Here is a 21,062-nt window from a genome sequence, read left to right as displayed (position 1 = left end):
GGGGGCGCGGGGAACTGTGCGATCGGCCCCCACTCACCCGCAGACGAAAACGGCCCCCGCGGAGCGCTACGCATCCGCCAATCGCGCCTCCTCCAGATCCAGCCCCCGCTGTAGCCGCCGTCGCGTCGTGTCGCTGATGGTGTGATCGTCGTAGAGGCGCTGGAGTGCCGCGCTCTCGACGACGATCAGGTCCCGACGGAGCTGCCGGTAGACCTGGTCGGCGGACTCGGTGCCCACGTCGGCGTCGTCCAGGCGGGCCGCCAGGCCGCGGCGGAGCCGGTCGAGGACGACGTCGGGAACGACCTCCAGCTCCGCGAGTTCCTCCAGGCGTGCGAGGCCGGCATGGGCGAGGTGTGCGCGGGCCTCGGCCTCCTCGCGCGCGGTGTGCGCGGGCTCCAGCGCGATGCCGGAGCGGCGGACGACCGGGGCGAGGGTGAAGCCCTGGACGACGAGGGTGACGACCACGACCGAGGTGGTCAGGACCAGGACCAGTGGCCGGTCGGCGAGTGGCGTGCCGTCCTTCATGACCTCCGGGATGGACAACGCGGCGGCCAGCGGCATCACCCCGCGGGTACCGGCCCACGTCAGCACCATCGGCACCCGCCAGTTCACCCGGCCCAGGCCGCCCTTGCGCTGCACGACCGCCGACAGGGGCGCGACCCACAGCATGCGTACGGCGACGACCGTGGCGGCGACGGCGAGCGCGTACAGCGGCCAGGCCCGGTCACCGTGGGCCAGGGCCTGCACCTGGGTCGGGAGGGCCAGCCCTATGAGGCTGAACACCACGCTCTCCAGAAGGAAGACGACCGTGCCGTAGACGGCGTGGAGCTGGAGGCGGATACGGGCGGTGGTGAGCTTCTCGCCCCGGCCGCCGAGGACCACGCCGGCCACCACGCAGGACGTCACTCCGGAGGTGTGCGCGACCTCCGCCAGCAGGTAGGCGGCGTACGGGGTGACCAGGGCGATCACCGTCTCCAGCACCGGGTCCTCGGTACGGCGCCGGATCAGTGTGACCACTCCGGCGACCGCGGCCCCGATCACCGTGCCGCCGCCCGCGAGCACCAGGAACTCGCCCCCCGCCGCACCCCAGTTCGCGGCGGCGGACGCCACCGCGACGCCGGCCGCCACCCGCACCAGCACCAGCGAGGTCGCGTCGTTGAACAGGCTCTCCGCCTGCACCAGGACCTGCACCCGGGGCGGCAGGGCGAGCCGTCGGCCGAGCGCGGTGACCGCCACCGGGTCGGTGCTGGCCAGGATCGCGCCCAGCACGAACGCCATCTGCCAGGACAGGGGAGTGACCAGCGCGGCCACCGCCGCCACGGCCGCCGCGGAGGCCAGCACCAGGCCGATGGCGAGGATCCCGACCGGTTTCCACACCGCGCGCAGCTCCCGCCAGGGCATGTCCTCCGCGCTCGCATACAGCAGGGGTGGCAGCACCACCAGCCCGATGATCTCGGGGCTGATCTCGATCCGCGGGGTTCCGGGCAGCAGCGCCACCGCCAGACCGGCGACCACCAGCAGGGAGGGGGCGGGGATGCGCCACCGGCGCGCGAAGGTGGCGACCACCGTGGCGAGGACCACGAGGGCCAGAACCGTACCGACGCTGCGCATGCCGTCCCCCTGGGGCTTTCGGCGAACCCTGTGGCTCCCCGGCCGACCAGACTTCCCGGCACACCAGCCCTCACCCTATCGGGCCCAGGTCACGTCAAGACAGTGTCAAGGTCCCCGGGCCCCGCGACAAGGAACCGCTAACAACCCCGCCGACGGCCTCGCGAAGCGGCTTCCTTGGGAGGAGAAACCCTTGTGCACAGGAGAGTTGCACCAGTGAGCGGAGCGCGTCGGCGGCGATGAGTGACGTACGGCCCGGACAACTGAAGGTATACCTCGGGGCGGCTCCGGGGGTCGGCAAGACCTACCGGATGCTCGACGAGGGGCGGCGCCGTGCCGCGCGCGGGGCGGATGTGGTGGTGGGGTTCGCGGAGTGCCACGGGCGTCCGTGTACGGAGGCGATGCTCGACGGACTGGAGACCGTCCCCCGGGTGTCCTGCACCTACCGCGGCGGACGGTTCGAGGAGATGGACCTGGCCGCGGTCCTCGCGCGCCGTCCCCACGTCGTGATCGTCGACGAGTTCGCCCACAGCAACATCCCCGGCGACGGCCGCAACCCCAAGCGCTGGCAGGACATCGAGACCTTGCTCGACGCCGGCATCGACGTCGTCACCGCGCTGAACATCCAGCACCTGGAGTCCCTCAACGACGTGGTCGAGAAGATCACGGGGGTGCCGCAGCACGAGAGGGTCCCGGACGAGGTCGTCCGCCGTGCCCACCAGATCGAGCTGGTCGACATGCCACCCGAGGGGCTGCGCCGCCGGATGGCCCACGGCAACATCTACGCCCCCGAGAAGGTCGACGCGGCCCTCGCCAACTACTTCCGCCCCGGCAACCTCACCGCGCTGCGGCAGCTGGCACTGCTGTGGGTGGCCGACCGGGTCGACGAGGCACTGCAGGAGTACCGCTCGCAGCACGGCATCGGCAGGGTGTGGGAGACCAGGGAGCGGGTGATCGTCGCGCTCACCGGCGGGCCCGAGGGAGACACCCTGATCCGGCGGGCCGCGCGCATCGCCGACCGGTCCGCCGGCGGCGACCTGCTCGCCGTGCACGTGGCCCGCAGCGACGGCCTGGCCGCAGGCGTCTCCCACGCCTCGCTGGCCCGGCAGCGCCGGCTGGTGGAGGACCTGGGCGGCAGCTACCACTCGGTGGTCGGCGACGACGTCGCCACCACGCTGGTGGAGTTCGCCCGCGCCGAGAACGCCACGCAGCTCGTGCTGGGCACGAGCCGCCGCGGCCGGCTGGCACGGTTCCTGACCGGCCCCGGCACGGGAGAGACCGTGACCGAGCTGTCCGGTGACATCGACGTCCACCGGGTCACCCACGAGCGGGCCGGCCGCGGCACCCTCCTGCCGTCGCGGCGGCGCACGCTGTCGACGGCCCGGCTGATCGCCGGCCCGGTGGCCGGGCTGGTGCTGCCGGTACTCCTCACGATCGGCCTCGCCCAGCTGCGGGGCACGCTGAACCTGACCAGCGAGGCACTGCTGTTCCTGCTCGCCGTGGTGGGTGTGGCCTGCATAGGCGGGGTGGCCTCCGCGGTGATCGCATCGGTGACGGCGTCCCTGCTGCTCAACTACTGGTTCGTTCCGCCCATCGGGCAGTTCACGCTGGACGACCCGAACGCCCTGCTGGCCCTGGCGGTCTTCGCGGTGGTGGCGGCCACCGTGGCCGCGGTCGTGGACCGGTCCCTGCGCCTTTCGCGCCGTTCCGCCCGGGCGACGGCCGAGGCGGAGACCATGTCGTCCCTGGCCGGCAGCATCGTCAGGGGCGAGGCGCCGATTCCGGCGCTGCTGGAGCGGACCCGTGAGACCTTCGGCATGGAGTCGGCGGACCTGGTGGAGGAGCCTCCCGACGCGGCCGGTGTGACGGCCGTACCGGCGGGCCCCGGTGCTTTCCTCGCCCTGAGCGGCCGCACGCTGTCGTCGTCCGAGCGGCGGGTGCTGGCCGCGTTCGCCGCGCACGTCGGTTCCGCGGTGGAGCGGGCCCGGCTCGCCGAAGCCGCGGCCGAGGTCGAGCCGGTGAAGGCCGCCGACCGGCTGCGTACCGCGCTCCTGCGGGCCGTCGGCCACGACCTGCGCACCCCGCTCGCCGCGGGCTGGGCGGCGGTCACCTCGCTGCGCAGCCGGGACGTCGAGTTCTCCCCGGAGGACCGGGACGAACTCCTCGCCACCGCCGACGAGTCCATGGCCAAACTCAACCGTCTGGTGGAGAACCTTCTCGACCTCAGCCGCCTGGAGGCGGGCGCCCTCCCGCTGAACCTGCGTCCCACCTCTCTGGAGGAGGTCCTGCCCATGGCACTGGCGGAGGTCTCCGGCGTGGACGTGGCGGACGTGGAGGAGATCCCGCAGGTGCTCGCCGACCCGCCGCTGCTGGAACGGGTGATCGCCAACCTGGCGGGCAACGCCGAGCGCCACACACCGCACGGGAAGAAGGTGCTGGTCACCGCCAGCGCCCTGGCGGGCCGGGTGGAGCTGCGGGTCGTGGACCGGGGGCCCGGCCTGCCCGCCGACGGCCGGGAGCGGCTCTTCGAGCCCTTCCAGCGGCTCGGCGACACCGACAACACCACCGGCCTCGGCCTCGGACTGGCCCTCGCCCGGGGCCTGACCGAGGCCATGAACGGCACCCTCACCCCCGAGGACACTCCCGGCGGCGGTCTCACGATGGTCGTGTCGCTGCCGCTCGCCGCGCAGAGCGTGGGTGCCGAACCGACGGAGCACACCGTGGGAGGTGCGTGATGAGCACGATGACCAGCGCGTGGAAACAGCACCGGAGCAGGACCCGGACCACGCCCCGGACCTGGCCGTTGCGGGACCGGCTCGCCCTGACGGCGGGCCTCGCCGGCCCCTTCCTGGCGGCCCTCGCACTCGTCCCGTTCCGTACCGGCCTGTCGCACACGAACGCCGCACTCGTCCTCGTCGTCGTGGTCGTCGCGGTGGCCACGCTGGGCAGCCGCACGGCGGGCGTGCTCGCGGCGCTGTCGGCGGCGGCCTGGTTCGACTTCTTCCTGACCAGGCCGTACGAGACCTTCGACATCACCGCGTCCGCCGACATCGAAACGGCGGTGCTCCTGCTGGTCGTCGGCGTGATCGTGTCCCAACTGGCGGCCCGCGCGCGCCGTCTGGAGGTCATCACGGTCACGGACGCGGCGTACCTCTCCCGTATCCACCGGACGGCCGAACTGGCGCATTCGTCGGGCTCGGCGAACACCGTGGTCGACCACGTCCGCCGGGAGCTCACCGACCTCCTCGGGCTGCGCGCGTGCCGCTTCGAGTACGGCACCCTCCTGGGGCAGCCGCCCCGGCTGCACAACGACGGCGGCGTGACGGCGGGCAGACGCTCGTGGAACGTGGACACCGCCGGCTGGCCCGAGGGCGACATCGAGCTGCGTGCCTACGGCAACGGGCGCTACCTCGGCCGCTTCATGCTCACTCCCGGCCCGGGGCCGGTACCCCCGCTCCAGGCCCGGCTCGTGGCGGTGACACTGGCCGACCAGGCCGGATCGGCGCTGGACACGGCCGGACCGGTCGGGACGGGCTGACACTCACTCCAGGCCGGAGGCTTTGAACACGGCCTGCGCGTCTTCGTCGTCCACGCGGCGGGCGATGTGTCCCAAGACCGTCGCACCGCACCGCAGGAGCCCGTCGGCAGTGGCCTTCCGCGCGCCCTCGTGCAGTCGGAACCACAGCTGCGGGTTGCGCACCAGGATCTCGGGGTCGATCTCGACACGGCCGCCGAGCGCGTCCCGCAGCAGGATCCGGGGAGAGATGCCGTCCAGGCAGCGGACCGACACCAGCAGGTCCGTCCGCACCCGGTGCTCACGCACCAGTCGGCGCGAGGCCAGCCAGTTCCCGCCCGCGGAGACCCGGGCGGGATACAGCACGACGAACAGCAGCCCGGCGAGAGCGAACCACAGCGCGGCGCGCCACAGGGTGAGCCGGCCGGAGCCCCAGTCGACCAGGAGAACGAGCGCGAGCAGCACGCCCGCGCAGCGGACGGTGGCCCACAACTCCTGCACCCACTCGGGGGCGTTCGTCGCGTCGCCGGATCCCTCGGGCCTCTCCGCGTTTGCGTCGAGCGGCCCTCCGCGCACGTCGTCGTCACGGCGTCCCATGGTGTCGACGGTAGTGACCGCCGGAGCCTGATCGGTCCGTCTTGACACGACCCTGACGGCTGTCCAGCGCCGCACCGCCTCTTGACCATGGAACGCGTCGCCCGACGCGGGCACATGACAGTCGCCCAGGTCACACGCCCGCCAAGGTCTCGTCAAGGTCGGCCTGTTGGGCGTGAAGATGCCGCAAGGAACCGTCGGACACGGCCGGAAACGGACAGAACCTGGATGCCGCCGCGCGCATCAGCCCGCGTGCGCGGCCGAGGCAAGAAGGAGCCCGCATCCATGTCCGTCCTGACCACCGAGCCGAACGCCGTCCCCGCCGGCGAGGAGCCTCCCGATACCGGTGAACGCCACCGGCTGACCGCTGTCACGGGCCTTGCCGCGCTGTCGCTGGACGCGATGGCGTCGGTGGCCTACGGCCCCGAGGCGATCGTCCTCGTCCTGGCGGCCGCGGGCGCCCACGGCCTGGGCTTCACGATGCCGGTCACGCTGGCCATCGCCGCCCTGCTGGCAGTGCTGGTGGCGTCGTACCGGCAGGTCATCGCGGCCTTTCCGGACGGCGGCGGCTCCTACGCGGTCGCCAAGACCCACCTGGGCGCACGCACCAGCCTGGTGGCGGCGGCATCCCTGGTGCTGGACTACGTCCTCAACGTCGCCGTGGCCGTCACGGCCGGAGTGGCGGCGCTGACCTCCGGCTTCCCCGCCCTCTACGACGACCGGCTGTGGCTGTGCCTGGCGGTGCTCGCCCTCATCACGGGCGTCAACCTGCGCGGGATCGTGGAGTCCGCCAAGGCGTTCATCATGCCGACGATCGTCTTCGTCGGCTCGATCTTCGTCCTCATCGCCGTCGGTCTCTTCCGCTCCCACCCCGTGAGCACGGCGACCGCCGCCGGTCACGCCTCGGTGCTCGCCGACAACGCCACGAGCGTGGGGGCCCTGCTCCTGCTGAAAGCTTTCGCTTCCGGCTGTGCCGCGCTGACAGGTGTCGAGGCCATCGCCAACGCCGTGCCCTCCTTCCGGACGCCGCGGGTCAAGCGGGCCCAGCGCGCGGAGGTCGCCCTCGGCGCGGTCCTCGGCCTGATGCTCATCGGCCTGTCGGTACTGATCGGCCGCTTCCACCTCCAGCCGGTCGAGGGCGTCACCGTCCTCGCCCAGCTGGCGGACGCCTCCTTCGGCCACAACTGGGCTTTCTACGTCATCCAGTTCGCGACGATGATCCTGCTGGCGCTGTCCGCGAACACCAGCTTCGGCGGCCTGCCCGTGCTGCTGAAGCTGCTGGCCCGGGACAACTACGCGCCGCACGTCTTCGCCCTGAAGGCCGACCGCCAGGTCCACCGGCACGGTGTGCTCGCCCTGGCGCTGGTCTCGGCCGCGCTGCTGGTGTTCTCCGGCGGTGACACCAACACGCTGGTGCCGCTGTTCGCCATCGGGGTCTTCGTCGGGTTCACCATCGCCCAGGTGGGCATGGTGCGGCACTGGCGGCTGCAGCGGGGGACCGGCTGGCGCGGGAAGGCGCTGCTCAACGGGTTCGGGGCCGTGCTCACCGCGGTGGCCACCGTCGTCGTCACCGCCGCCAAGTTCACCGAAGGCGCCTGGCTCGTCGTCGTGATGCTTCCGCTGCTCGTGGCCGCCTTCGGCGCCGTGCACCGCGCCTACGGCCGGATCGGTGAGCGGCTCGGTCTCGGCCGCATACCCGAGCCCCCGCACCGCGAGCGCTCGCTGGTGCTCGTCCCCGTCTCGTCCCTGTCCAGGCTGACCTCGGAGGCTCTCACGGCCGCTGCCTCGCTCGGCGACGAGGTCCGCGCGGTGACCGTGTGCTATCCGGACCCCGAGGAGCGGGCCGCCCTGCACGCCCTGGAGCGCGCCTGGGCCGAGTGGAACCCTGGGGTGCCGCTGGTCCGGCTGGCGTGCGAGCGGCGCACTCTGGGCCGTCCGATCGCCGCGTACGTCCGCGAGGTGACCGCCGCCGAGCCGGGCACCCAGGTGACCGTACTCATCCCGGAGACCGAACCGGAGCGGCTGTGGCAGCGGCTGCTCCAGAACCAGCGGGGCGCGGTGGTCGCGCACGCCGTACGCCGGGAGACGGACGCGGTGATCTGCCGGCTCCGCTTCCGGCTGCCGTGAGTCGGGTCACCGAACGTCACCACGCTTGCTCACCGGTATGGATCAAGAGTCGTAAGAGTTCCGTCAAAGCCGTGGGTGCCGCCGTATGAGAGCCGTAAACGGGTGACCTGATCCGGCCAGAAAGACGCTTTCCTCTACTCGTCCGTTTCTGTCGAACCTCACTCCAGGAGTTCGCGATGGCCGATCTGGCCTTCGTCGTCACCGTGCTCGCGGGTTTCGCGCTGGTGGCCCTCGTCGCCAAGGGGGTGACCAAGCTGTGACCGCCGAGAACATCGTCGGCCTCGTCGTGGCCGTCGCCCTGCTGGGCTATCTCGTCCTCGCCCTGATCTTCCCGGAGAGGTTCTGAGACACGACATGGGTCCCGTCCTTGCCGGCTTTCTCCAGCTCCTCGCGCTCATAGGCGCGCTGGCGCTCGCCTACATTCCCCTCGGTAACTACATGGCCAGGGTCTACTCCTCCGACAAGCACCTGCGCGTCGAGAAGTGGATCTACAAGGGCATCGGTGCCAACCCCGACACCGAGATGACCTGGCCCGCCTACCTGCGCGGGGTCCTCGCGTTCTCGGCCGTCAGCGTCCTCTTTCTCTATCTGCTCCAGCGGCTCCAGGGCATCCTGCCCGGTTCGCTCGGCTTCGACTCGGTCAACCCGGCGCAGTCGTTCAACACGGCCGTCTCGTTCGTGACCAACACGAACTGGCAGTCGTACTACGGCGAGCAGACCATGGGCCACGTCGTGCAGACCGCCGGTCTTGCCGTCCAGAACTTCGTCTCCGCCGCCGTCGGCATCGCCGTCGCGGTCGCCCTCGTACGGGGCTTCGCGCGCTCGCGCACCGGTGAGCTGGGCAATTTCTGGTCCGACCTGGTGCGCGGCACCATCCGCATTCTGGTTCCCGGCGCGGCGATCGCTGCGATCGTGCTCGTGGCGTGCGGTGCGATCCAGAACTTCTCCGGTATCCACGAGGTCGGCCAGTTCATGGGCGGTTCGCAGCAGTGGAACGGCGGTGCGGTCGCCTCACAGGAGGCCATCAAGGAGTTCGGCACGAACGGCGGCGGTTACTTCAACGCCAACAGTGCCCACCCCTTCGAGAACCCCACGCCCTTCACCAACCTGTTCGAGATCTTCCTTCTGCTGGTGATCCCGTTCTCGCTGACCCGCACCTTCGGTGTGATGGTCGGCTCGGTGAAGCAGGGTTACGCGATCCTCGCCACCATGGCCACCATCTGGGTCGGCTTCGTCGCCCTGATGATGTGGACGGAGTTCGCCCATCACGGTGCGGCGCTCCAGGCCGCGGGCGGGGCGTACGAGGGCAAGGAGGTCCGCTTCGGGGTCGGCTCCTCGTCGATCTTCGCGGTGTCGACCACGCTCACCTCGACCGGCGCGGTGGACTCCTTCCACTCCTCCTTCACCGGCCTCGGCGGCGGCGTCACCATCCTGGGCATGCAGCTGGGCGAGATCGCCCCCGGTGGTACCGGTTCCGGTCTCTACGGCATGCTGATCATGGCGGTCATCGCGGTGTTCATCGCCGGTCTGATGGTCGGCCGTACACCCGAGTACCTGGGCAAGAAGATCGGCTCCCGTGAGATCAAGCTGGCGGCCTGCTACATCCTGATCACACCGGCCCTGGTGCTGATCTTCACGGCTGCTTCCATGGCGCTGCCGACCCCGCCGCACTCCATGCTCAACTCCGGGGCGCACGGGTTCTCCGAGGTCCTGTACGCCTTCAGCTCCGCGGCGAACAACAACGGCTCGGCCTTCGCCGGTCTGAACGCGAACACCGACTGGTTCAACACCATGACCGGACTCGCGATGCTGCTGGGCCGCTTCCTGCCGATGGTGTTCGTGCTGGCGCTGGCCGGCTCGCTGGCCGAGCAGAAGCCGGTCCCGGCCACGGCCGGCACCCTGCGCACCGAGAAGCCGCTGTTCACCGGCCTGCTCGTCGGCGCGATCCTGATCATCACCGGTCTGACCTACTTCCCGGCGCTGGCGCTGGGCCCGCTGGCCGAGGGGCTGGCGTCATGACGACCCGTATAGAGAAGTCAGAGGACTCCATGTCCACAGCCACCCCGACCCGGGCGCCGCACAGTGACGTCCCCACCGGGCACAAGCCGGCCGAGGGCCGTGTCGGCGCGGGCCTGTTCGATCCGAAGCAGCTGGTCAAGTCGCTGCCGGACGCCTGCCGCAAGCTCGACCCGCGGGTGATGGTCAAGTCGCCCGTGATGTTCGTGGTGTGGGTCGGCTCGGTCCTGACCACCCTCTTCTCCTTCAAGGACCCCAGCGACTGGTTCGGCTGGACCATCAGCGCCTGGCTGTGGCTGACCGTCATCTTCGCCAACCTCGCGGAGGCCGTCGCCGAGGGCCGCGGCAAGGCCCAGGCGGACACGCTGCGCAAGGCCAAGACCGACACCATCGCGCGCCGGCTCGTCGGTGACACCGAGGAGCAGGTCCCGGGAACCGAGCTGAGGATCGGTGACCTGGTGGTCTGCGAGGCCGGCGACATCATCCCCGGTGACGGTGACGTCGTCGAGGGTGTCGCGTCGGTGGACGAGTCGGCGATCACCGGTGAGTCGGCCCCGGTCATCCGGGAGTCCGGCGGTGACCGCAGCGCGGTGACCGGCGGTACGAAGGTGCTGTCCGACCGGATCGTCATCAAGATCACGACGAAGCCGGGCGAGACCTTCATCGACCGGATGATCAGCCTCGTCGAGGGCGCGGCCCGGCAGAAGACGCCGAACGAGATCGCGCTCAACATCCTGCTCGCCTCGCTGACCATCGTCTTCCTGCTGGCCGTCGCCACCCTGCCGCCGTTCGCGGACTACGCGGGCACCCACCTGACGATGGTCGTGCTGGTCGCCCTGCTGGTCTGCCTGATCCCGACCACGATCGGCGCGCTGCTCTCCGCGATCGGCATCGCGGGCATGGACCGTCTGGTGCAGCGCAACGTGCTCGCCATGTCCGGCCGCGCGGTCGAGGCCGCCGGTGACGTCTCCACCCTGCTGCTCGACAAGACCGGCACCATCACCCTCGGCAACCGCCAGGCCTCCGAGTTCGTGCCGGTGCGCGGGGTCACCGAGGCCGAGGTCGCCGACGCGGCCCAGCTGTCGTCGCTGGCCGACGAGACCCCCGAGGGGCGTTCCATCGTCGTCCTGGCGAAGGAGAAGTACGGGCTGCGCGAGCGGCACCAGGGCGAGCTGGCGCACGCCGAGTGGATCGCCTTCACCGCCCAGACGCGCATGTCGGGTGTGGATGTCGACGGCCGGAAGATCCGCAAGGGCGCGGCCGGTTCGGTCATCGCCTGGGTCCGCGAGCAGGGCGGCACCGTCGCCGAGGACGCCGGCACCCTCGCCGACGCCATCTCCCAGGCGGGCGGCACCCCGCTGCTCGTCGCGGTCGAGGATGCCGAGGGCGCCCGGGTCCTGGGCGTCATCCACCTCAAGGACGTCGTCAAGGAGGGCATGCGCGAGCGGTTCGAGGAACTGCGCCGCATGGGCATCAAGACCGTCATGATCACGGGTGACAACCCGCTGACCGCCAAGGCGATCGCCGAGGAGGCGGGCGTCGACGACTTCCTCGCCGAGGCCACCCCTGAGGACAAGATGGCCCTGATCAAGCGGGAGCAGGCGGGCGGCAAGCTGGTCGCGATGACCGGTGACGGCACGAACGACGCGCCCGCGCTCGCGCAGGCCGACGTCGGCGTGGCGATGAACACGGGTACGTCGGCCGCGAAGGAGGCCGGCAACATGGTCGACCTCGATTCCAACCCGACCAAGCTCATCGAGATCGTCGAGATCGGCAAGCAACTCCTCATCACCCGGGGCGCGTTGACGACGTTCTCCATCGCCAACGACGTCGCGAAGTACTTCGCGATCATCCCGGCGCTGTTCGCGGCGGTCTACCCGGGTCTGGACAAGCTCAACATCATGGGTCTGTCCTCGCCGGACTCCGCGATCCTGTCCGCGGTCATCTTCAACGCGCTGGTCATCATCGCGCTGGTGCCGCTGTCCCTGAAGGGCGTGCAGTACCGGCCGGTGAGCGCGGACAAGATGCTGCGGCGCAACCTGACGATCTACGGCATCGGCGGGCTGATCGTCCCGTTCATCGGCATCAAGATCATCGACCTGCTCATCTCCCTCATCCCCGGAATCGGCTGATCGCCATGAACAACTCCATCACGAACACAGCCCGGTTGCTCGGGGCGGGCCTGCGGGCGCTGCTCGTGCTGACCCTGGTCACCGGCGTGATCTACCCGCTGGTCGTCACCGGTGTGGCGCAGGCGCTGTTCCACGACAAGGCGAACGGCTCCGAGATCAAGTCGGACGGCAAGGTCGTCGGCTCGTCCCTGATCGGGCAGTCGTACAACCTGCCGCTGAAGAAGGGCCAGCAGACCCCGGACGCCGCCCTGCAGTGGTTCCAGGGCCGTCCGGCCAACGGCCTCGGCAGCAACAGCATCAACACCCAGTACAAGCTGATCCTGTCCGGTGCCACGAACCTGTCCGCCGACAGCAAGGTGCTGATCCAGCAGGTGAAGGACGCCAAGGCCGCGGTCATCAACGACAACTCCGTGCCCGGCTACACCGTCAAGCCGTCGGACGTTCCCGCGGACGCGGTCACCTCCTCGGGCTCCGGCCTGGACCCGGACATCTCCCCGGCCTACGCCGACCTCCAGGTCCACCGGATCGCCGAGAAGAACGGTCTGTCCGTCGCCCAGGTCCAGAAGCTGGTCGACGAGCACACCGACGGCCGCACCCTCGGCTTCATCGGCGAGCCCCGGGTGAACGTCCTGGAGCTCAACATCGCGCTCAAGGACCTCGTAGCGAAGAAGTGATGGCCTTACGCGACCCACACGGGAGTCGGCGGCCGGGGGAGTATCCCGGGTCCGCCGACTCCCACCGTCATGACGTCGGCCGCCCCGCTTCCCGCGGGCACGGCCCGACGTGCGACAGGAGAGGCACACACCCATGACCCGGGTGCTCGTGGTGGAGGACGACCCGCAGCTCGTACGGGCCCTCGTCATCAACTTGCAGGCACGCAAGTACGGAGTGGACGCCGCCCCCGACGGCGCCACGGCCCTCCGGCTCGCCGCCGCGCGTCAGCCCGACGTGGTCCTGCTCGACCTCGGTCTGCCCGACATGGACGGCGTCGACATCATCAAGGGCCTGCGGGGCTGGACCCGCGTACCGATCCTGGTCCTCTCCGCCCGGCAGGGGTCCGACGAGAAGGTCGCCGCGCTCGACGCCGGTGCCGACGACTACATCACCAAGCCGTTCAGCATGGACGAACTCCTCGCCCGGCTGCGGGCCGCGGTCCGCCGCACCGAGGACACGCCATTGGTGCCCGATACGACGCTTGTCGAGACCGGGGACTTCAGCATCGATCTGCTGGCCAAGAAGGTCGTCCGCGGCGGGCGGGACGTGCGCTTGACTCCGACCGAGTGGCACCTGCTGGAGATCCTGGTGACCAATCCCGGCCGGCTGATCACGCAGAAGCACCTCCTCCAGGAGGTCTGGGGCGTCTCGCAGAGCAACAAGACCAACTACCTGCGCGTCTACATGGCCCAGCTGCGTCGCAAACTGGAGACGGACCCGTCCCACCCCCGCTATCTGATCACCGAGCCCGGCATGGGCTATCGCTTCGAGGGATGACATGGCACGCGGCAAGCTCCGGATCTACCTCGGCGCGGCACCCGGCGTCGGCAAGACCTACGCCATGCTCTCCGAGGCACACCGGCGGATCGAGCGAGGCACCGACTGCGTGGTCGCCTTCGTGGAACACCACCACCGGCCGCGCACCGAGGTGATGCTGCACGGCCTGGAACAGATTCCGCGCAAGGAACTGGAGTACCGGGACAGCGTCTTCAGCGAGATGGACGTGGACGCCGTCCTGGCCCGCAGGCCCCAGGTGGCCCTGGTCGACGAACTGGCCCACACGAACATCCCCGGCTCACGCAACGCCAAGCGCTGGCAGGACGTCGAGGAACTGCTGGCCGCCGGGATCGACGTGATCTCCACCGTCAACATCCAGCACCTGGAGTCACTGGGCGACATCGTCGAGTCGATCACCGGCGTACGGCAGCGGGAGACCGTGCCGGACGAGGTGGTGCGGCGGGCCGACCAGATCGAGCTGGTCGACATGTCCCCGCAGGCCCTGCGCCGCCGGATGGCGCACGGCAACATCTACAAGTCGGACAAGGTCGACGCGGCCCTGTCCAACTACTTCCGGCCCGGCAACCTCACCGCCCTGCGCGAACTCGCCCTGCTCTGGGTGGCCGACCGGGTCGACGCGTATCTCACCGAGTACCGCAGCGAGCACCGGGTCTCGGCCATCTGGGGTTCGCGCGAGCGGATCGTCGTCGGACTGACCGGCGGCCCCGAGGGACGGACGCTGATCCGGCGGGCCGTGCGGCTTGCGGAGAAGGGCGCCGGCGGCGAGGTGCTCGCCGTCTACATCTCCCGCAGCGACGGGCTCACCGCCGCCTCCCCGAAGGAACTCGCCGTCCAGCGCACGCTGGTCGAGGACCTCGGCGGCACTTTCCACCAGGTCGTCGGCGACGACATACCGGTGGCCCTGCTGGACTTCGCGCGCGGGGTCAACGCCACCCAGATCGTCCTCGGCGTCTCCCGGCGCAGAAGCTGGCAGAACGTCTTCGGGCCGGGTGTCGGCGCGACGGTGGCCCGGGACTCCGGCCCGGACCTCGACGTCCACCTGATCACCCACGACGAGGTGGGCAAGGGCCGCGGACTGCCCACGGCGAGCGGAGCACGCCTGGGACGTTCCCGGGTCATCTGGGGCTGGCTCGCCGGCGTGCTGGGGCCCGTCCTCCTCACCTGGCTCCTCACCAGCGCCACTCCGGACGTCGGCCTGGCCAACGACATGCTGCTGTTCCTGACGCTGACGGTGGCGGCGGCCCTGCTGGGCGGTCTCTTCCCGGCGTTGGCCTCCGCGGTGGTGGGGTCCCTGCTGCTGAACTGGTTCTTCACGCCGCCCGTCCACACCCTGACGATCGCCGACCCGGAGAACATCGTCGCCATCGCGATCTTCGTCGGCGTCGCCGTGTCGGTGGCCTCGGTGGTGGACCTCGCGGCCCGCCGCACCCACCAGGCGGCACGGCTGCGGGCCGAGTCGGAGATCCTGTCCTACCTCGCGGGGAACGTCCTGCGCGGCGAGACCTCGCTGGAGGCGCTGCTGGAACGGGTCCGCGAGACCTTCGGCATGGAGTCGGTGGCCCTGCTGGAGCGCACAGGCGAGACGGCTCCCTGGACCTGCGCGGGCAGTGTGGGGTCCCAGCCCGCCGAGCATCCGGAGGACGCGGATGTGGACGTTCCGGTCGGCGACCACATGGCCCTGTCCCTGCGCGGCCGCGTGCTGCCGGCCTCCGACCGCCGGGTACTGGCCGCGTTCGCCGCCCAGGCCGCCGTCGTCCTGGACCGCCAGCGCCTCCAGCGCGAGGCCGACCGCGCCAAGGAACTGGCCGAGGGCAACCGCATCAGGACCGCGCTGCTCGCCGCCGTCAGCCACGACCTGCGCACCCCGCTCGCCGGCATCAAGGCCGCCGTGTCCTCGCTGCGCTCCGACGACGTCGAGTGGTCCGAAGAGGACCGGACGGAACTGCTCCAGGCCATAGAGGGAGGCGCCGACCGGCTCGACCTCCTGGTCGGCAACCTCCTGGACATGTCCCGCCTCCAGACCGGCACCGTCACCCCCATCATCCGCGAGACCGACCTCGACGAGGTCGTGCCCATGGCACTCGGCGGGGTCCCCGAGGACAGCGTGGAACTGGACATCCCCGAGACGCTGCCCATGGTCGACGTCGACCGGGGGCTGCTGGAGCGGGCCGTCGCCAACGTCGTCGAGAACGCCGTCAAGTACAGCCCGCCCGGCGAGAAGGTCCTGGTGTCGGCGAGCGCCATCGCCGACCGGGTCGAGGTACGGGTCGTCGACCGCGGCCCCGGTGTCCCGGACGAGGCCAAGGACCGCATCTTCGAACCCTTCCAGCGCTACGGCGACTCACCTCGCGGCGCCGGCGTCGGCCTCGGCCTGGCGGTCGCGCGCGGTTTCACCGAGGCCGTCGGCGGCACGATCCACGCCGAGGACACGCCCGGGGGCGGCCTCACCATGGTGCTCGCCGTACCGACGGCTCCCGAGCGGCTGACACAGCAGCCGGATGTGCCGGCCTCGACCACGTCCTGAGGCGCTCAGGCGCCGGGCGGCACAGTGTCGAACTCCCGCTCAAGACGCGCGGTGTCCAGCCGCAGCCGCAGAACGTTCCGGCGGTGCGCGGCCTCCAGCGCGGCCTGAAGCGGGGACGGCGGCACCGCGAGAACGGGGCAGCAGGCGTGGGCGAGGCAGTAGCGGCCGACCGACGGCTGCAACGCGCGGTGCAGCGGCCCTCGCCGTCCGGCGCCGACCACGATGACGTCGTCCTCCCGGCCGGCGATCTCCACCAGCGCCGGCCCCGGGGTGCCCCGGGCGACGAGTGCCTGCCCGGGCAGCCCGGAGCCCGCGCCGCCGAACACGTCATGCAGCACCTTGAGCAGCCTCTCCCGCGCCAGCCGCTCCCACTCCGGGACCATGAGGGCCGCGGCCGGGGACCTACGGGCGGCGAGATCCCCGCCGGGCGGTACCCAGGCATGCACCGGCCAGAGCTCGGCGCCGCGGCGCCGAGCCTCGTCGGCGGCCCGCACCAGGGCGGTGAGACTGCCCGGCGAACCGCTCACTCCCACGACGAGGCGAGCGGTCGAGGGCGGGTGGGACTCGGACATCTGATCCTCCTCGGAACGCTTCCATCCCACCTCTGTTCCATGGCTTCCGAACACCCCTCGCGCCACTTCTTGGCGCCCTTCTGACGGCCAGAGGCGGGCGACATCGTCGCCGCCGACGCCCGACTCCCCGCCGACGTACGCCCCGGCGACCTGCTCGCCGTACCCGTGGCCGGCGCCTATCACGTGTCCATGGCCTCGGGCTACAACCTGGTCGGGCGCCCGCCGGTGGCCGCCGTACGCGACGGCATCGCCCGCCTCCTGGTCCGCCGCGAGTCCCTGGAGGACATCCGCAGCCGCGACGTGGGCCTGTAGCCGGGCGCGGAGCCGGGATGCCCGCGGGGATGCGCGCGGATCAATCACCGAACGGGCTGTCCTGGACGCACTGGACGCACTGGACGACGTTCGCCTTCGGACAGAAGACACTCAGAAGCATGAAGGTCCTGGGATGGGCCGCTATGTTGCCCACGAAGAAGTGGCCGGCCCGGTCAGAGGCGAACATCTGGTCGTACCAGCGCTCGCGCAGCTTGTCCTGAACCGGCTGTGTGCGTATCGACGCGACGAGCGGCTCCTCTCGCGGTGCCCGCCAGAGGATCACGTTCCACAGCCGCATGGAGTGGTCACCGGGAGCCGGTTCAGCCGAGAACGACCGGGCACGGCCCGTCTTCGTGGACGCCTCGCGTGGACGCCGGCGCCGCGTGCGACGCGTCGCACGGCTGCCGGTGATCCGCGCGCGTCCATGTCGTTCTGCTGGGCCGGCGCCTTATTGGGCGACCCCTGGCCCGGCATCCCGGTCCGCGGGTGCAACGCACAGGACCGCTCCGAATCCTGCTGGCTTCCCCTCACCACGAGCCTCACGCCCCACGGCCTTGCGCCACTCCCAGCGCACCCCTACGGAGGACCTCGGCACGGATGTGCCCCCTGGCATGCGCAAAGGCCTCATGATCGGCTGGACCGGCTCCTGCGAGCGCGTGACTTCGCGACGGTGGGGTGACTCCGGCCTTGGGGGCCATCAGTGCAGCGGCGGTCGAGGAGAACGGTCGCGGCCGTGGGCCGAGACGCCTGTCTGTCCGTTGTCCGGACTCGGTCGGTCGGTGCCGTTCGAGGTTGTTCCGGGTTTCGTGTGGAGGATCTCGCGGGCCTGTTCCGCGGCGCGGGCGAGGCTCTCGCTGACGAAGTCGAGGAAGCGGGCGACGTTCTCCAGGCGGTTGGCGGCCGGGGTGCCGGGGACGAGGACGTCGACGCCCTGCCGTGCGATCTCGACGACCCGGGCGTTGGCCCGGACGCTTGCCATCATCGACTGGTACCAGATGTCGTCGTCGACGATGTAACGCTCACGGCGGCCTTCGCCCTGTTCCCGGCGGGCGAGGCTCTGGCTCTCCAGGAACGCGATCGCCTTGGAGACGGACGCCGGGCTGACCTTCAGGCGCTCGACGAGTTCGGACGCGGTGAGGCTGCCGGTGTCGGTGAGGGTGATGGACGCCATCACCCGGGCCGGCATCGCGGTCATGCCCGAAGCCATCATGACGGCGGTCAGCGCCTCCTCGTACTCCCGCACGGCCTCGGGATCGCGTCCGTAGGCCGGCAGGGGTGTCTCGGTCCCTCGGCGCGCGGTCTGCCCGCGCCGGTGGGCGCGGCGTTCGGTGGCGCGGTGGGCCAGGTCGGCGCGGTAGGCGGTGGGGCCGCCGTTGCGCATCACCTCACGGGTGACCGTCGAGGTCGGACGGTCGAGGCGGCGGGCGATCTCGGCGTAGGCGAGGTCGTCGGCCAGTCCCAGTGCGATCTGCTGGCGCTCCTGCTGGGTGAGCCTGCCTCCCGGCATGGCGGTCTCCTTCGTGCCCCTCGGTGGTCCCTGCTGTCTTCAGAGTAGCGTTCATTCTCAATCTATTGCAACGGACGAGTGGTCTTCGTTGCGTTAACCTCGATGGTCAGCGCAACACTTTCCCGCTATCTAGCTGCATGAATAGGGATTGCGTGCAGCTGTAGTGTTGCTGGATCCGTGAACGCAACGTAGCTTTTCATTCATCGGAAACAGCGAGTCATGGGAGACAGTGATGCAGAAGTTCGCCACCCCCGCCCCGATCACCGCCGTCGTGGACATCCCCGCCGGACGCGTCCAGTTCTTCGCCGCGGACCGCGCCGACACCACCGTCGAGGTCCTCCCCTCGAACCCTTCCAAGAACCGCGACACCAAGGCCGCCGAGCAGACCACCGTCACCTACGCCGACGGCGTGCTGCGGATCACGACGTCGGCCCCCGGCAACCAGCTCTTCGGCCCCTCCGGGTCCCTTCAGGTCACTGTCCAGCTGCCCGCCGGCTCCCGCGTCGAGGGCAAGGCCGCCGGCGCGGAGCTGCGCGGCGTCGGACGCCTCGGCGACGTCGCTTTCGAAGGCGCATACCGCGAGATCAAGATCGACGAGGCCGCGAGTGTCCGCCTCGTTGCGCTGGACGGCGATGTCGAGGTCGGCCGGCTGGGTGGCTCCGCGGAGATCAGCACCGCACGGGGCGACATCCGGATCGACGAAGCCGGCCGCGGCACGGTGGTCCTCCGCACCCAGGACGGCGACATCTCGGTCGCCGCGGCCGCCGGTGTCTCGGCCGCCCTGGACGCCGGTACCGACTACGGCCGCGTCAGCAACGCCCTCAAGAACGACGGCAGCACCGAACTGGACGTCCGCGCCACCACCTCCCGCGGCGACATCACCGCCCGCAGCCTCTGAAGAAGCGGCACCAGAACCGCCCCGGCCGGGCCCGCCGCGAGCCACGTGCAGGGCCCGGTCCGCAGTAGCCGTACCCGACAGCCCACACGATCAGGGGGAACGACGACATGACGAAGAACAGCACTTCCTCGAAGGGTTCGGCGTGGACGGGCATGGTGCCGGTCGACGACACGGCCCTGGCCGTCACCGACACCGGCGGTGCCGGCACCCCGGTGGTCTACCTCAACGGCCAGTTCGCCACGCAGGGGTACTGGCGGCGGGTCCTCGCCGAACTGGGGACGGGGTGGCGGCACATCACCTACGACGAGCGGGCCCGCGGCAGGAAGTCGCAGCGCTCGGCGGACTACTCCTTCGAGGCCGCCGTCCGGGACGTCGACGCCGTGCTCGCGGCCCGGGGCGTCGATCGGGCGCTGGTGGTGGGCTGGTCGTACGGCGCGTTCGTCGGGGCGCACTGGGCCCACCGGAACCCGGAGCGTTGCCTGGGCGCGGTCCTGGTCGACGGCGCGCAGCCGTACGACTGGCTGGACGAGGCCATGGAGCAGCGGATCCGGAAGATGTTCCGGCGGATGGGCTGGTTCCTGCCGCTGCTGCGCCCGACGGGCCTGACCCCGCGGATGACCCCCGCCCAGATGGCGGACTGCAATATCGAGCTGGGCAAGATCTCCCGCGAACGCGCACTGGGTCCCGTACTGGACGACGTCACCGTTCCGGTGCGGTACGTGCTGGCCTCCGGGGCGTCCCTCGGAAGCAAGGGTGACGAGCAGGAACGCATCCGCGCCGGCCTCGCCGAGGTATTCGAGCGAAACCCGAACCTCCGGCTCGGCGCGAAGGTCGCCAGCAACCACGACGCGATCCTGAAGAAGGACTTCACGGCCGTCGCCGAGGCCGTACGCGAGGTGGCCGCCCTCGATCGCGGACAGCGCTGAAGACGCACCCGCCGGACCGGCGACCGTACGTTCTCACCACCGTCGTGATCACCGTCGAGGCCGACCGCGTCCGGACCGCGCGGGGCACCCAGCCCTTCGTGCGGGGCGGACGCGGTGAAGCGGACGGAGCCGGATCATTCGTCGATGAGTTCGCCGAGAACCTCGGCGGCCGGTTCGGCCCGGGCGGGAGCCCGGTGGGCCCGGCGCTGTTCACGCTCGTGCTGAGTCGGTCAGGGGTGCGGGTGCCGGCTCTGACGCTTGCCTCCGGCGAGTCTCAATCGTCTTCGGTGATGAAGCCGGTCAGCGCGGCAGCGACGGCATCGGGCTGTTCGTCGGGGATGAAGTGTCCTGCGTCCGGCACGACGATCCCGGTGGTGTGGTCGGCCCACGGCCTGATGGAAGCCGCCATGTCGGGGATGGAGCCGTGGCTGCTGGAGATCCCGAGAACCGGGACCGTCAGGCGCTGTTGTTCCAGCGCTTCGTGGTTCTTCTGCGCCGGGGCGGCGGCGTCCCGGTAGTAGGCCAGGGATGCACGGAGACCGCCGTCGGCGGCCACGGACGCGGCGTACTGCTCGATTTCGGCGTCGTCGAAGGTGTCGGAGGAGAGGGTCTTGACCTTCAGGAACCAGCCCACGTACTCCCGTTCGCGGCCGGTGAGCAGTGTCTCGGGCAGGTCGGGCACGAGGTGGGCGTGTCGCTGCGCCGTGCGGTCCGCGGAGTGTCCGGCCGTGATCACGCCTTCACCCTAACTCATCTTGAACTGACTGGTTCAAGACGAGTTAGGGTGATCTCCACCAAGCAGGCAGAGCAGGTGGGAGGT

Annotated in this window: 16 protein-coding genes and 2 pseudogenes; 12 read left to right on the top strand and 6 right to left on the bottom strand. The window is 70.7% G+C overall.

Annotated elements, in window-relative coordinates:
• Positions 1–66: 66 nt before the first annotated feature.
• The gene (locus ACFY6U_RS04510) at positions 67–1,611 is read right to left on the bottom strand and encodes a Na+/H+ antiporter (RefSeq protein ID WP_390035029.1); all 1,545 of its coding nucleotides are present in this window, start codon (positions 1,609–1,611) and stop codon (positions 67–69) included.
• Between the two features lie 236 nt (positions 1,612–1,847).
• Between ACFY6U_RS04510 and ACFY6U_RS04505 the strand changes: the two genes are divergently transcribed.
• Positions 1,848–4,343: an ATP-binding protein gene (locus ACFY6U_RS04505; RefSeq protein WP_390035028.1), complete on the top strand. Its 2,496-nt coding sequence runs from the start codon at positions 1,848–1,850 to the stop codon at positions 4,341–4,343.
• A complete protein-coding gene (locus ACFY6U_RS04500; protein WP_390035027.1) occupies positions 4,343–5,146 on the top strand; it encodes a DUF4118 domain-containing protein in 804 nt (267 codons plus the stop codon). The genes ACFY6U_RS04505 and ACFY6U_RS04500 overlap by 1 nt, the downstream gene beginning before the upstream one ends.
• Before the next feature lie 3 nt (positions 5,147–5,149).
• Here ACFY6U_RS04500 and ACFY6U_RS04495 read toward each other — a convergent pair whose 3' ends face one another.
• A complete protein-coding gene (locus ACFY6U_RS04495) occupies positions 5,150–5,719 on the bottom strand; it encodes a hypothetical protein (RefSeq protein ID WP_390035026.1) in 570 nt (189 codons plus the stop codon).
• Between the two features lie 282 nt (positions 5,720–6,001).
• Here ACFY6U_RS04495 and ACFY6U_RS04490 point away from each other — a divergent pair, with 282 nt between their 5' ends.
• From ACFY6U_RS04490 to ACFY6U_RS04460, 7 genes are all read left to right on the top strand, one after another.
• Positions 6,002–7,843 carry an APC family permease gene (locus ACFY6U_RS04490; RefSeq protein WP_390035025.1) on the top strand — a complete coding sequence of 614 codons (1,842 nt, stop codon included), beginning with the start codon at positions 6,002–6,004 and terminating at the stop codon, positions 7,841–7,843.
• Positions 7,844–8,099: 256 nt separating this feature from the next.
• A complete protein-coding gene (gene kdpF / locus ACFY6U_RS04485; RefSeq protein ID WP_016434100.1) occupies positions 8,100–8,189 on the top strand; it encodes a K(+)-transporting ATPase subunit F in 90 nt (29 codons plus the stop codon).
• Positions 8,190–8,197: 8 nt separating this feature from the next.
• Positions 8,198–9,862, top strand: coding sequence for a potassium-transporting ATPase subunit KdpA (gene kdpA / locus ACFY6U_RS04480; protein WP_390035024.1), 1,665 nt, complete (start codon positions 8,198–8,200; stop codon positions 9,860–9,862).
• Positions 9,859–11,991, top strand: a complete 2,133-nt coding sequence (gene kdpB, locus ACFY6U_RS04475; RefSeq protein ID WP_390035023.1) for a potassium-transporting ATPase subunit KdpB — start codon at positions 9,859–9,861, stop codon at positions 11,989–11,991. The genes kdpA and kdpB overlap by 4 nt, the downstream gene beginning before the upstream one ends.
• Positions 11,992–11,996: 5 nt before the next feature.
• Positions 11,997–12,665, top strand: coding sequence for a potassium-transporting ATPase subunit C (locus ACFY6U_RS04470; RefSeq protein ID WP_390035022.1), 669 nt, complete (start codon positions 11,997–11,999; stop codon positions 12,663–12,665).
• Positions 12,666–12,798: 133 nt separating this feature from the next.
• A complete protein-coding gene (locus tag ACFY6U_RS04465; protein ID WP_390035021.1) occupies positions 12,799–13,482 on the top strand; it encodes a response regulator in 684 nt (227 codons plus the stop codon).
• A gap of 1 nt (position 13,483) precedes the next feature.
• Positions 13,484–16,027, top strand: coding sequence for a DUF4118 domain-containing protein (locus tag ACFY6U_RS04460; RefSeq protein ID WP_390035020.1), 2,544 nt, complete (start codon positions 13,484–13,486; stop codon positions 16,025–16,027).
• A gap of 5 nt (positions 16,028–16,032) precedes the next feature.
• On the opposite strand, the gene ACFY6U_RS04455 is transcribed toward ACFY6U_RS04460, so the two are convergent.
• Positions 16,033–16,599 (bottom strand): universal stress protein, encoded by a 567-nt coding sequence (locus ACFY6U_RS04455; protein WP_390035019.1) that lies wholly within the window; start codon positions 16,597–16,599, stop codon positions 16,033–16,035.
• A 90-nt stretch (positions 16,600–16,689) separates the two neighbouring features.
• On the opposite strand from ACFY6U_RS04455, the pseudogene ACFY6U_RS04450 reads away from it, so the two are divergent.
• Positions 16,690–16,911 (top strand): annotated as a pseudogene (locus ACFY6U_RS04450) (diaminopimelate decarboxylase); the annotation flags it as partial.
• 40 nt (positions 16,912–16,951) lie between these two features.
• Here the strand turns inward: ACFY6U_RS04450 and ACFY6U_RS04445 are convergent.
• Both ACFY6U_RS04445 and ACFY6U_RS04440 read right to left on the bottom strand, forming a co-directional pair.
• A complete protein-coding gene (locus ACFY6U_RS04445) occupies positions 16,952–17,209 on the bottom strand; it encodes a hypothetical protein (RefSeq protein ID WP_390035018.1) in 258 nt (85 codons plus the stop codon).
• A gap of 399 nt (positions 17,210–17,608) precedes the next feature.
• A complete protein-coding gene (locus ACFY6U_RS04440) occupies positions 17,609–18,418 on the bottom strand; it encodes a helix-turn-helix domain-containing protein (protein ID WP_390035017.1) in 810 nt (269 codons plus the stop codon).
• A gap of 232 nt (positions 18,419–18,650) precedes the next feature.
• On the opposite strand from ACFY6U_RS04440, the gene ACFY6U_RS04435 reads away from it, so the two are divergent.
• Together ACFY6U_RS04435 and ACFY6U_RS04430 are read left to right on the top strand one after the other, a co-directional pair.
• Entirely contained in the window at positions 18,651–19,316 is a 666-nt protein-coding gene (locus tag ACFY6U_RS04435) for a DUF4097 family beta strand repeat-containing protein (RefSeq protein ID WP_390035016.1), read from the top strand.
• A gap of 107 nt (positions 19,317–19,423) precedes the next feature.
• Complete coding sequence (locus tag ACFY6U_RS04430; protein WP_390035015.1) at positions 19,424–20,242, top strand: alpha/beta fold hydrolase; 819 nt, start codon at positions 19,424–19,426, stop codon at positions 20,240–20,242.
• Positions 20,243–20,516: 274 nt separating this feature from the next.
• Here the strand turns inward: ACFY6U_RS04430 and ACFY6U_RS04425 are convergent.
• A pseudogene (locus ACFY6U_RS04425) lies at positions 20,517–20,930 on the bottom strand (alpha/beta fold hydrolase); the annotation flags it as partial.
• Positions 20,931–21,062: the final 132 nt, after the last annotated feature.

The sequence above is a fragment of the Streptomyces sp. NPDC013157 genome (assembly GCF_042899865.1).
Classification (GTDB): Bacteria; Actinomycetota; Actinomycetes; order Streptomycetales; family Streptomycetaceae; genus Streptomyces.
Note: the sequence above shows the minus strand (reverse complement) of the source record. Positions and strands in the feature narration are given on the sequence as shown.